Annotated in this window: 11 protein-coding genes; 7 read left to right on the forward strand and 4 right to left on the reverse strand. The window is 62.6% G+C overall.

The genetic code is table 11. From position 1 onward, the window contains the following. Positions 1 to 66 precede the first annotated feature (66 nt). The 4 genes from KMZ68_RS11205 to KMZ68_RS11220 all read right to left on the reverse strand — a co-directional run bounded on the left by KMZ68_RS11205 (position 67) and on the right by KMZ68_RS11220 (position 4,874). The gene (locus tag KMZ68_RS11205; RefSeq protein ID WP_215615824.1) at positions 67 to 813 is read right to left on the reverse strand and encodes an SDR family NAD(P)-dependent oxidoreductase; all 747 of its coding nucleotides are present in this window, start codon (positions 811 to 813) and stop codon (positions 67 to 69) included. A gap of 153 nt (positions 814 to 966) precedes the next feature. Next, the gene (locus KMZ68_RS11210; RefSeq protein WP_215615825.1) at positions 967 to 1,701 is read right to left on the reverse strand and encodes an SDR family oxidoreductase; all 735 of its coding nucleotides are present in this window, start codon (positions 1,699 to 1,701) and stop codon (positions 967 to 969) included. A gap of 128 nt (positions 1,702 to 1,829) precedes the next feature. Continuing rightward, positions 1,830 to 3,638, reverse strand: coding sequence for an IlvD/Edd family dehydratase (locus tag KMZ68_RS11215; protein WP_215615826.1), 1,809 nt, complete (start codon positions 3,636 to 3,638; stop codon positions 1,830 to 1,832). 204 nt (positions 3,639 to 3,842) lie between these two features. After that, entirely contained in the window at positions 3,843 to 4,874 is a 1,032-nt protein-coding gene (locus KMZ68_RS11220) for a LacI family DNA-binding transcriptional regulator (RefSeq protein ID WP_215615827.1), read from the reverse strand. Positions 4,875 to 5,054: 180 nt separating this feature from the next. Here KMZ68_RS11220 and KMZ68_RS11225 point away from each other — a divergent pair, with 180 nt between their 5' ends. From KMZ68_RS11225 to eda, 7 genes are all read left to right on the forward strand, one after another. Continuing rightward, positions 5,055 to 6,122 (forward strand): ABC transporter ATP-binding protein, encoded by a 1,068-nt coding sequence (locus tag KMZ68_RS11225; RefSeq protein ID WP_215615828.1) that lies wholly within the window; start codon positions 5,055 to 5,057, stop codon positions 6,120 to 6,122. Between the two features lie 33 nt (positions 6,123 to 6,155). Then, positions 6,156 to 7,475, forward strand: coding sequence for an ABC transporter substrate-binding protein (locus KMZ68_RS11230; protein ID WP_215615829.1), 1,320 nt, complete (start codon positions 6,156 to 6,158; stop codon positions 7,473 to 7,475). Between the two features lie 112 nt (positions 7,476 to 7,587). After that, entirely contained in the window at positions 7,588 to 8,547 is a 960-nt protein-coding gene (locus KMZ68_RS11235) for a carbohydrate ABC transporter permease (RefSeq protein ID WP_215615830.1), read from the forward strand. Next, positions 8,540 to 9,475 (forward strand): carbohydrate ABC transporter permease, encoded by a 936-nt coding sequence (locus tag KMZ68_RS11240; RefSeq protein WP_215615831.1) that lies wholly within the window; start codon positions 8,540 to 8,542, stop codon positions 9,473 to 9,475. The genes KMZ68_RS11235 and KMZ68_RS11240 overlap by 8 nt, the downstream gene beginning before the upstream one ends. A gap of 48 nt (positions 9,476 to 9,523) precedes the next feature. After that, the gene (gene denD / locus KMZ68_RS11245; protein WP_215615832.1) at positions 9,524 to 10,510 is read left to right on the forward strand and encodes a D-erythronate dehydrogenase; all 987 of its coding nucleotides are present in this window, start codon (positions 9,524 to 9,526) and stop codon (positions 10,508 to 10,510) included. Between the two features lie 101 nt (positions 10,511 to 10,611). Continuing rightward, complete coding sequence (locus KMZ68_RS11250; protein WP_215615833.1) at positions 10,612 to 11,556, forward strand: sugar kinase; 945 nt, start codon at positions 10,612 to 10,614, stop codon at positions 11,554 to 11,556. Beyond that, positions 11,553 to 12,197 carry a bifunctional 4-hydroxy-2-oxoglutarate aldolase/2-dehydro-3-deoxy-phosphogluconate aldolase gene (gene eda / locus KMZ68_RS11255; RefSeq protein WP_215615834.1) on the forward strand — a complete coding sequence of 215 codons (645 nt, stop codon included), beginning with the start codon at positions 11,553 to 11,555 and terminating at the stop codon, positions 12,195 to 12,197. Before KMZ68_RS11250 ends, eda begins: the two co-directional genes overlap by 4 nt. Positions 12,198 to 12,250 lie beyond the last annotated feature (53 nt).

Here is a 12,250-nt window from a genome sequence, read left to right on the forward strand (position 1 = left end):
GAGACGGCGCACCGGACAGCGCAAAAGCGCTGCCGGGAGGGGCGCCTCCTCACCATGAGGCTGGAGCTAATACGTCGCCCGGCCGCCGGAAATGTCGAACACCGCGCCGGTGGAGAAGGCGCAATCCTCCGACGCCAGCCACGCCACCATTGCGGCGAGTTCTTCCACCAGAACAAAACGTCCCTTCGGAATCTTCGACAGCATGAAGTCGATGTGCTGCTGCGTCATCTGGTCGAAGATCGCGGTCCTGGCGGCGGCAGGCGTCACCGCGTTGACGAGGATGTCGTGCGCCGCGAGTTCCTTGCCGAGCGATTTCGTCAGCGCGATCAGGCCGGCCTTCGAGGCCGAGTAGTGCGCGGCGTTGGGGTTGCCCTCCTTGCCGGCGATGGAAGCGATGTTGACGATACGGCCGTAGCCTTGCTTGATCATGGCGGGCGCGATCGCCTTGCAGCAGATGAAGGGGCCGTCGAGATTGATGCGCAGCACCTTGCGCCATTCCTCGAGGTCGGTTTCCCACACCGTCTTGTTGATGCCGGCGATCCCGGCGTTGTTGACGAGAATGTCGATCTTGCCGAACGCGGCCAGCGTGGCGTCGCGCGCCTTCTCGACCGCAGCGAGGTCGGACACGTCGACCTTGAAGGCGGTGACGGCCGGTCCGATCTCCTTCGCGGTCTTCTCGGCGAACGGCTGGTCATGATCCCAGATCGCGACCTTGGCGCCGGAGGAGACGAAGCGCTCGGTAATGGCGCGTCCGAAACCCTGCGCGCCGCCGGTGACGACGGCGCAGCGGCCGTTGAGATCGATCTTGTTCATGAAAAAAATCCTTTCACTTGATATTCCTCATGGTGAGGAGCGCTCTTGCGCGTCTCGAACCATGAGGCCCGTGGCCCATCCTTCGAGACGCCGCGCAAAGCGCGGCTCCTCCAGCGATAACGGCGAAGCCGTTACGCAGGGATGAGGGTTGCGTCAAAGCGTCCAGCCGCCGTCGATGATGTGGGCGACGCCGGTGGTGAACGCGCTTTCGTCGCTGGCGAGATAGACCGCGAGCGACGCGATTTCCTCTGCGGTGCCGAGCCGGCCCATCGGCTGCCGGCTGATGAACATTTCGCGGCCTTGCGGACCCGCGGCGGCGGCGCGGTTCAACATCGACGGCGTCTCGATGGTGCCGGGGCAAATACAATTGCAGCGGATGCCCTTGGTGATGAAGTCGACCGCGACCGCGCGGGTCAAGGCCGCAACCGCGGCCTTGGTCGCGCCATAGACGTAACGGTTGGGCGCGGCCTTGAACACGCCGGCGGCCGAGGAGATGTTGACGATCGAGCCGCGGCCGCTTTCCAGCATGCCCGGCAGAAACGCGCGGATGGTCCGGTGCATCGATTTGACGTTGAGGTCGAAGGAAAAATCCCAGTCCTCGTCGGAACAGTCGAGCACGGTGCCGTGATGCACGAAACCGGCGGCGTTGAGCAGGATGTCGACAGGGCCTGCGCGTTTTGCCATCGCGGTAACGGCGGCGGTGTCGCGCGCGTCGAGTTTTGCGACCTCCGCAATGCCTACAGCCTTGAGCGCGGCGAGGCCCTTCTCGTCGATGTCGGTGGCGAACACCGTGGCGCCTTCGCGCGCGAAGGCGATTGCGCTGGCGCGGCCGATGCCGGCCGCGGCGGCGGTCACGAAGGCGCGCTTGCCCTTGAGGCGGTCTGACATTCAAATCTCCCTGGAATTCAGCCTGAGTTGCTATCCGTCATTGCGAGCGCAGCGAAGCAATCCATTGCTGCCGCAGAAAGGAAGCCTGGATTGCTTCGTCGCTTCGCTCCTCGCAATGACGATTGAGTTCAATGATTATCCCGCGCCACTCCGACCTTGCCGGCGATGTCGTGGTAGCGGGTCGCGAGCTCCATGCAGGCGCCGGTCGACTGCTGGCCGACGGTCGAGCGGTAGATTTCCTGCCACGGCGTCTGGTTGGCCGGATATTTGAACCCGCCGTCGGCCTTGAGCTTGGCGTGCCGCTGCTTCACCTCGTCATCCCCGATCAGGATGTTGGCGCTGCCCTTGTTCAGATCGATGCGGACCTTGTCGCCGGTCCTGAGAATTGCGAGCCCGCCATTGGCGGCGGCTTCGGGCGTGGCGTTGAGGATCGAGGGCGAGCCGGAGGTGCCGGACTGGCGGCCGTCGCCGATGCAGGGCAACGACAGGATGCCGCGTTTGATCAGCGCCGCCGGCGGCTGCATGTTCACAACCTCGGCGCCGCCGGGATAACCGATCGGACCGGTGCCGCGAACGAACAGGATGCAGTGTTCGTCGATATTGAGCGAAGCGTCGTCGATGCGGTGGTGATAATCCTCCGGGCCCTCGAACACGATTGCGCGGCCCTCGAAGGCGTTCGGATCCTTCGGGTTGACCAGATAGCGGTCGCGGAATTCCTTGGATATCACGCTGGTCTTCATGATCGCGGAATCGAACAGATTGCCGCGCAGCACCAGGAAGCCGGCGTCCTTCACCAGCGGCTTGTCGTAAGACCAGATCACGTCGCCATCGGGCTTCGGCGCCTCGCGGCAATTGTCGCCCATAGTGTGGCCGTTGACGGTCATGGCGTCTTCATGGATGCGCTGGTGCGCCATCAATTCGCGCACTACCGACGGCACGCCGCCTGCGCGGTGATATTCCTCGCCGAGATAGAAGCCGGCCGGCTGCATGTTCACGAGCAACGGAACGTCGTGGCCGTGTTTCTGCCAGTCGTCGATCGAAAGCTCGACGCCGATATGGCGGGCCAGCGCGTTGATGTGGATCGGCGCGTTGGTCGAGCCGCCGATCGCCGAATTGACGACGATGCAGTTCTCGAACGCCTTGCGGGTGAGGATGTCGGACGGCTTCAGATCCTCCCACACCATCCCGACGATGCGCATGCCGGTCTCGTAGGCGATCTGGCCGCGCTCGCGATAGGGGGCGGGGATGGCGGCGCAGCCCGGCAGCGACATGCCGAGCGCTTCGGCCAGCGAATTCATGGTGGAGGCAGTGCCCATAGTGTTGCAGTGGCCGACCGACGGCGCCGAGGAGGCCACGATGTTCATGAATTCCTCGTAGTCGATATCCCCTGCGGCAAGCTCCTCGCGCGCTTTCCAGACTACGGTGCCGGAACCGGTGCGCTGGCCTTTGTGCCAGCCGTTGAGCATCGGCCCGCCCGACAGCACGATCGCCGGGATATTCACCGTTGCCGCCGCCATCAGGCAGGCGGGGGTGGTCTTGTCGCAGCCGGTGGTCAGCACCACGCCATCGAGGGGATAGCCGAACAGCACTTCCACGAGACCGAGATAAGCGAGGTTGCGGTCGAGCGCCGCGGTCGGGCGCTTGCCGGTCTCCTGGATCGGGTGCATCGGGAATTCCATGGCGATGCCGCCGGCGGCGCGGATGCCTTCGCGGACCCGATGCGCCAGTTCGAGGTGATGGCGGTTGCACGGCGAAAGGTCGTTGCCGGTCTGCGCGATGCCGATGATCGGCTTGCCGGATTGCAGCTCGTGCCGGGTCAGGCCGTAATTGAGATAGCGCTCGAGGTAGAGCGCGGTCATGCCGGGATTGTGCGGGTTGTTGAACCACTCGCTGGAGCGGAGCTTGCGCCTGGTGACGCCGGTGAGCGGCTTGTTCATTGTTGTTTCCTCCGCGAGTAGCATTCTTGTTATGCAGCCTAGCGCGCGGCAGTGGCTCGCACCACGCGTCGAGATGCATCTTTTGCAAAGCCGGGCATTTCCCGGACCGAGTTTTCAGAGATTCAACTCTAACGGCGTCGAAAAGACAGCGCTACCATTTTCTTCTGCCACGCTGATTTGATCGGGGACGGTAGTATCGGGTCCTCAAGCGCTCCGTGCCGACGAGCTTTCGCGGACCATGAGTTCGAAACCGAGATCGATGACCGGCTCCGGTGGGCGATTACCGTCGATCGCGGCCGTCACCATGGTGACGGCGCGCCGGCCCATCTCGTAGCGGTTGGTTCTGACGCTGGTGAGCGAGGGGACGGCCGAGGCCATGAACTCCAGGTCGTTGAAGCCGACGATCGCCATGTCTTCGGGAACGGATATATGCCGGCGCTGGCATTCGAACAGCGCGCCGAGCGCGATGTCGTCATTGACGCAGACGATCCCCTCGATGTCGGGCGTCCTCAGGAGCAGGTCGGCGATCAGCGTACCGCCCAGCGTCACGGTGGTCGGCACGGGGGTGGTAACGATGTTGCGCGGGTCGAACAGCGAGGCCGCCTTCATCGCATCGCGGTAGCCCTGCAGTCGGCGCTGCATGCGCGGATCCATTTGCGCGCCGAGAAACCCGATGCGCCGAAAACCTTGCGAAATAAGGTGAGAAACCGCTGCAAAGGCTGCATCATAATGCGAAAACCCGACCATCATGTCGACCGGGTCGGGTCCGATTTCCATGATCTGCGCAATCGGGCAGTTCATGGCCTCCATGACCGAGCGGGACTCCGGGGTCTGGTCGATGCCGGTCACGATCAATCCGGCCGGCTTCTGCGCCTGGAACAGCCGCAGCAGCTTTTCCTCCTGCAGGATGCTGTAGCGGGTATTGGCAAGCTGGATGCTGTAGCGGCTGCCCTCCGAGGCGTCGTAGATGCCGCGCAGCACGTCGGAGAACACGTTGTTGGTGAGGGACGGGATCAGAACGCCGATGACTTCGGTGCGCTGCGAAGCGAGCGCACGCGCCGCGAGGTTCGGCACGTAACCCAGTTCCTTTGCCGCGCTCGCCACCCGTTCCCGCTTGCTGATCGACAGCGCTTCGGGATTTCTGAAAAATCGCGAAGCGGTGATCGGGCTTACCCCCGCAAGTTTGGCAACTTCTGTGAGCCGGATTTCGCCAGACTTCGCCCGTTTCCGTTCCATGATGCGCTCATACCACAACAATTCCGGCAATTGAACAAAGATTGACAGCGCTACCACCGGATTGCTAATGATATTTGAATTGCAGACAATGCCCAATCAGGTTCGACGTCCGCGTCGAAGTTGAGAACAGAGCAGCGACGGCTCGCGCTGTACGATGCCGGGAAACATGGAGGGAATTACATGTCGTCGGTGCAGATTCGCGACGTGCGGAAGTCGTTTGGCGGCTTTGAGGTCCTGCACGGTGTGACGATCCCGATCGAGGACGGCGCCTTCGTGGTTCTGGTCGGCCCCTCCGGTTGCGGCAAGTCGACCTTGCTGCGGATGCTCGCCGGCCTCGAAAACATCACCTCCGGTACGATCTCGATCGGCGACAAGGTCGTCAACAATGTCCAGCCCAAGGAGCGGGACATCGCGATGGTGTTCCAGAACTATGCGCTCTATCCGCATATGACGGTCGCCGACAATATGGGATTCTCGCTGAAGCTGCGCGGCGCGAACGCGAACGAAATTTCCACCGGCGTCAAGCGCGCCGCGGAAATCCTTGACCTGACGCCGCTGCTCGATCGCTTTCCGCGGCAATTGTCCGGCGGGCAGCGCCAGCGTGTGGCGATGGGCCGCGCCATCGTGCGCGACCCCCAGGTCTTCTTGTTCGACGAGCCCTTGTCCAACCTCGACGCCAAGCTGCGCGTCGCGATGCGCACCGAAATCAAGGAACTGCATCAGCGGCTGAAGACCACGACGGTCTACGTCACCCACGACCAGATCGAGGCCATGACCATGGCCGACAAGATCGTGGTGATGCACGACGGCATCGTGGAGCAGATGGGCACACCGCTCGAGCTCTATGACAAGCCGGACAACCAGTTCGTCGCCGGCTTCATCGGCTCGCCGGCGATGAATTTCCTCAAAGGCAAGGTGAAGTCGAACGGCACCGCCGGGTTCGAGGGGCCGAACGGGGTCAAGCTTCCGCTCGCCTCGGCGCCCGCCAATTCCGAAGGCCGGCCCGCGGTATACGGCATCCGGCCTGAGCACTTCACCATCGCGGACGATGGTGCGGAGGCCGAGATCGTGGTGGTCGAGCCGACCGGTTCGGAAACCCAGGTCTTCGCCAAACTCGGCGGCGAACAGGTCGTCGCCGTATTCCGCGAGCGGCATCAATTCAATCCGGGCGACAAGATCCGGTTGAAGCCGGATCCAACGCTCGTGCATCTGTTCGACGAGACTACCGGGAAGCGACTGAACGCCTAAAGACATAATCAAATTCAAAAGGGAGGATCGACTATGCAAGACTTTACCCGCCGCACTTTGCTTCAGGGCGGCACCGCGCTTGCCGCGGCCGGCGCACTTACCGGGCCGGCTCTTCTTGATTTTGCCAAGGCCTGGGCGCAGGCATCGCCATGGAAGCCGGAGAAGGGCGCCAAGCTCACCGTGATGCGCTGGAAGCGCTTCGTGCCGGCCGAGGATGATGCCTTCAACGCCATGGTCGCAGCCTTCAAGACCGCCACGGGCACCGAGATGAACGTCTTCAGCGAGTCCTTCGAGGACGTACAGCCGAAGGCTTCCGTCGCCGCCAACACCGGGCAGGGTCTTGATCTCGCATGGGGCCTGCACACGCTGCCGCAGTTATTCCCGACCAAAGTGCTGAAGATGAACGACGTCGCCGACTATCTCGGCAAGAAGTATGGCGGATGGACCAGTGCGGCCGCCGTTACCTGCAAGCAGGGCAACGACTGGCTCGGCATTCCCGTCGCCACCATCGGCGGCTACATGACCTACCGCAAATCGGCGATGGAAAAGGCCGGCTTCAAGGAATTCCCGAAGGACTTCGCGGGTTTCCTCGAATTGTGCAAGGCGCTCAAGAAGAACAACACGCCGGCCGGCATGGCGCTCGGTCATGCCTCGGGCGATGCCAACGGCTGGCTGCACTGGATGCTGTGGGGCCACGGCGCCTACACGGTCGACAAGAACGACAAGGTCATCATCAATTCGCCGGAGACCGTGAAGGCGCTGGAATACACCAAGGCGCTGTCCGACACCTTCATTCCAGGCACCGCGTCGTGGAACGACGGCTCCAACAACAAGGCGTTCCTGTCGGGTGAACTTTATTGCACCGCCAACGGCATCTCGATCTACGTCGCCGCCAAGGACGATCCGACCAAGAAGGAACTTACCGAGGATACCTATCACGCGCTGTATCCGGTCGGGCCGATCGGCAAGCCGACCGAACTGCAGCTCACGGTTCCGATCCTGGCATTCAACTTCACCAAGTATCCGAACGCGGCGAAAGCCTTCGTTGCCTTCATGCTGGAGAAGGAAAACTACGACAAGTGGCTGAGCGGCGCGCGCGGCTATCTGACCCACACGCTCAACGCCTACGACAACTCGCCGGTCTGGACCGCCGACCCGAAGAACCAGGTGTTCAGCCAGGCCAGCAAGCGCTCGCTTCCCGCTTCCGGCATCGGTACGCCCGGCGAGAAGGCGGCAACCGCGATCGCCGACTTCCTGGTGGTCGACATGTTCGCCAACTACTGCACCGGCCGCGAGACCGCCGCCGGCGCGATCGCAATTGCCGAACGGCAGTTGAAGCGCATCTATCGTTGAACGAAATCGGCGGGCTGCAGGCAGCCTGCAGCCCGCCGATCGACGACGTTGCGCGAAATTCGACCGCCCGCATCGGTGAAGACGGCATCGCTAATACCAAGGGATTTCGGCAATGGCTGACATCGCACTCGAACCCAGGACCGGCAGGCGGCCAATTCGTGAGGCCACCACCTGGGATCAGATCAGGGCCAATCGCAACTGGCTCGGCTTCTGGTTCATGCTGCCGGCGATGGCGTTCCTGATCCTGTTCCTGGCTTATCCGCTGGGTCTGGGGGTCTGGATTTCATTTACGGATGCGCGTATCGGGCGGCCCGGCGTGTTCATCGGCACGGAAAATTACGAATGGCTGTGGGGCGATTCGATCTTCTGGTTGTCGGTGTTCAACACGTTACTCTACACCACGGTCGCCAGCGCCATCAAATTTGCGATCGGCCTCTATCTGGCGCTGTTGTTGAACGAGAACATGCCGTTCAAGGCGATGCTGCGCGCTCTGGTGCTGATCCCCTTCATCGTGCCCACCGTGTTGTCGGCGCTGGCTTTCTGGTGGATCTTCGATTCGCAATTCTCGATCATTTCCTGGTCGCTGAAGCAGATGGGATTGATCACCGACAACATCAATTTCCTCGGCGATGTCGCCTGGGCGCGGGCGTGCGTGATTTTCGCCAACATCTGGCGCGGCGTTCCCTTCGTTGCGATTACGCTGCTGGCTGGCCTGCAGACGGTGTCGCCATCGCTCTACGAAGCCGCGACGCTCGACGGCGCGACCAGCTGGCAGCGATTCCGGTTCATCACCTATCCGCTGCTGACGCCGATCATCGCGGTCGTGATGACGTTCTCGGTTCTGTTTACCTTCACCGACTTCCAGTTGATCTGGGCGATGACGCGCGGTGGACCGGTCAACGCGACCCATCTGATGGCGACGCTGTCCTATCAGCGTGCGATCATCGGCGGCGTGCTCGGCGAGGGCGCGGCGATATCGAATGCGATGATTCCGTTCCTGCTCGCGGCGATCATGATCTCATGGTTCGGACTGCAGCGGCGTAAGTGGCAGCAGGGAGAGAGCAATGACTGAGATTCCCACCCTGCCGGTCGACGTCAAGGCTGTACTCACCGCTACCTCGCCGACGGTCGCGAGAGACGATCACAGCGAGGGCATGAGCTATCTGGAGTCGCTGCCGCGCCGGATGGTTACGCTTTATCTGCCGTTGTCGCTCATCGTGATCGTCCTGCTGTTCCCGTTTTACTGGATGGCGCTTACTGCCATCAAACCCGACGACCAGTTGCTCGATCTCAACACCTTCAATCCGTTCTGGACCTGGAACCCGACATTCAAGCACATCTACAAGCTGCTGTTCGAAAGCTATTACCCGCTTTGGCTTTGGAACACGATGTATGTGGCGATTTGCTCGACGATCCTGTCGATCCTGGCCTCCGTGCTCGCGGCCTATGCCATCGTGCGGTTGCGCTATCGCGGCGCGCAGTGGGTCGGGGGCCTGATCTTCCTGTCCTATCTGGTGCCGCCGTCGATCCTGTTCATTCCGCTCGCGACCGTTGTGTATCAGTACGGCCTGTTCGACACGCCGTTCGCGTTGATCCTGACCTATCCCACCATCCTGATCCCGTTCTCGACCTGGCTATTGATGGGTTATTTCAAGACCATCCCGTTCGAACTGGAGGAATGCGCGCTGATCGATGGCGCCAGCCGCTGGCAGATCCTGACCAAGATCGTGCTGCCGCTGGCGATTCCGGGGCTGATTTCGGCGTTCATCTTCTGCTTCACGCTGTGCTGGAACGAATTCATTTACGCGCTTACCTTCCTTACATCGGTGCAGAACAAGACGGTGCCGGTCGCCATCGTCAACGAGTTCGTCGATGGCGACGTCTATCGCTGGGGATCGTTGATGGCGGGCGCGCTGGTGGGTTCGCTGCCGCTGGTCATCCTCTACGCATTCTTCGTCGAGCACTACGTGTCGGCGATGACCGGAGCCGTCAAAGAGTGAGCCTGCAGGCCCGCATCAGATAAGTTTTCAAGAAAAAGGAGTTGGGCTTTGCACATTCTGGTTCTGGGCGCCGCCGGCATGGTCGGCCGCAAGTTGACCGAGCGGCTGTTGCGCGACGGCCGGCTCGGCAACCGCGAAATCTCGCGGATGACGCTGCACGATGTCGTGGCCCCGACCAAGCCCGTGGGCGCGGCGATCCCCATCACCGTCGTCACCAGCGACTTCGCCGACCCCGGCACCGCCGCGCCGCTGGTGGCGCATCGCCCCGACGTGATCTTCCATCTCGCGGCGATCGTCTCCGGCGAGGCCGAGCTGGATTTCGACAAGGGTTATCGCATCAACCTCGACGGCACCCGGATGCTGTTCGACGCCATCAGGCTGATCGGCGGCGGCTACAAGCCACGCGTCGTCTTCACCTCGTCGATCGCGGTGTTCGGCGCGCCGTTCCCCGATGCGATCGGCGACGAGTTCTTCCATACGCCGCTGTTGAGCTACGGCACCCAGAAGGCGATCGACGAACTCTTGCTGGCGGATTATTCGCGCCGCGGCTTCTTGGACGGCATCGGCATCCGGCTGCCGACCATCTGCATCCGTCCCGGCCTGCCCAACAAGGCGGCTTCCGGTTTCTTCTCCAACATCCTGCGCGAACCGCTGGCCGGCAAGGAAGCGGTGTTGCCGGTGTCGGAGGAGGTCCGTCACTGGCACGCTTCGCCGCGTTCGGCCGTGGGATTCCTGATTCACGCGGCGACCATGGATAGCGCGGCGGCCGGCGCGCGCCGCAACCTCACCATGCCCGGTCTTTCGGCCACCGTCGGCGAACAGATCGCGGCGCTGAAGCGGGTGGCGGGCGACAAGGTCGCTGCCCGGATCAAGCGCGAACCCGACCCGTTCATCATGGGTATCGTCGACGGCTGGCCGCGCAATTTCGAGGCCAGACGCGCCCGCGAACTCGGCTTCACGACCGCCGAAAAGACGTTTGACGACATCATCAAAATTCACATCGAGGACGAACTCGACGGCAAGTTCGTGGCATAAGCTTGCCTTTGTCGTCATTGCGAGGAGCCAATGGGTCGGCGCGAAGCGCGACCCGTTGGCTCGCAATGACGGTGTAGAGGCCGTTATTGTGTTGAGCTTTCATGACCAAAGTGGCCAGCATCGGCGAGTGCATGATCGAGCTGAAGCAGGCGGAAGGCGGTCTGTATTCGCGGGGATTTGGCGGCGATACGCTCAATACCGCCATCTATCTCGTCCGGCTTGGCGTAGGTGTCGACTACGTCACCGCGCTCGGTGATGACCCCATGAGCGATGAAATGATCGCAGGCTGGGCGGCCGAGGGTGTCGGCACGCAGCGTGTCGTCCGGCTCAAGGGCAAATTGCCCGGCCTCTACATGATCCAGACCGACAAGTTTGGCGACCGCCGTTTCCTTCACTGGCGGGAAAGCGCCGCCGCACGCCGCTTGATGGATCTGCCCGAGACCGACGGCATCCTGGAGTCGCTCGGCACCTACGACGTCGTCTATCTCTCGGCCATTACCCTGTCCATCTACGGCGCGCAGGGGCGGACGAAATTGATCGGTGCGCTCGGCCAGGCCCGACGGCGCGGCACGACAATTGTTTTTGACGCCAATCGCCGCGCCAGTGGTTGGCCCGATCCTGATATCGCACGCGCCGCCTTTGACGAAGCGTTTGCGGCATCCGATATTGTGCTGGCCTCCACGGAAGATTTGCTTCCGCTTTATCCCGACGACAGCGACGAGCAACTGATGGCGCGAATTCCCTGCGGCGAAGCGGTATTGAAGCTCCTCAGTCCGGGCAGCATCGTGCGGTTTGGAGGCGTTTCGCAAGAGGTGAGGGCGGAGCCTGTGACGCAGCCCGTTGTCGACACCACGGCGGCCGGCGATAGTTTCTCGGCTGCCTACATTGCTGCACGCCTTGCAGGCGTTGAGCCGGCGGAAGCCGCGCGGGCCGGTCATCGTCTTGGCGGCGTCGTGGTCTGCTATCCCGGCGCGATCATCCCGCGCTCGGCGATGCCGGCAAGTATTTTGCCTGGGCCGCCACCCGCTCGAAAGCCGTCGCCATGAGAGCGAAACAGGAAAAACTTGCTGCGCTGTTCCGGCAGGCGACGATCATCCCCGTCCTGACCATCGAACGGATCGAGGACGCGGTGCCGCTCGCCAAAGCGTTGGTCGCGGGCGGCGTGCGGGTACTGGAAGTCACCCTGCGCACGCCGGTGGCGATCGAAGCCGCCAGGGCGATGATGGCCAACGTGCCGGAGGCCGAGGTCGGGATCGGCACCATCCTCAATGCCAATGATCTTTCGCGCGCCGAATCGCTCGGCGCCGGCTTCGGCATCAGCCCCGGCGTCACGCCGGATCTCCTGAAGGCGGCTTCGGCGAGCGCCTTGCCGCTGGCGCCGGGGATCGCCACTGCCTCCGAACTGATGCTGGCGCTGGCCCATGGCTTCGATCTCGTGAAATTCTTTCCGGCCGAACAGTCCGGCGGCATCAAGGCGCTTCGCGCCCTGGCCGGGCCTTTTCCGGATGTGATGTTTTGCCCGACCGGCGGCATCGGCGAGGCCAACGCCGCGGCCTGGCTGGCCGAGCCCAATGTGGTCGCGGTGGGCGGTTCCTGGCTATGTCCGGCTGCAGATGTCAGGTCCGGCAACTGGGCCGGCATAACCGCCATGTGCAATCGAGCGATGAAATTATTGAAACCGGCGTGAAGTATTCCTGCCAATAGGCTACAACGCCTTCCGAGCAATGCAGGGAGAACCGC

The sequence above is a fragment of the Bradyrhizobium sediminis genome, assembly GCF_018736105.1.
In the GTDB taxonomy this organism is placed as follows: domain Bacteria; phylum Pseudomonadota; class Alphaproteobacteria; order Rhizobiales; family Xanthobacteraceae; genus Bradyrhizobium.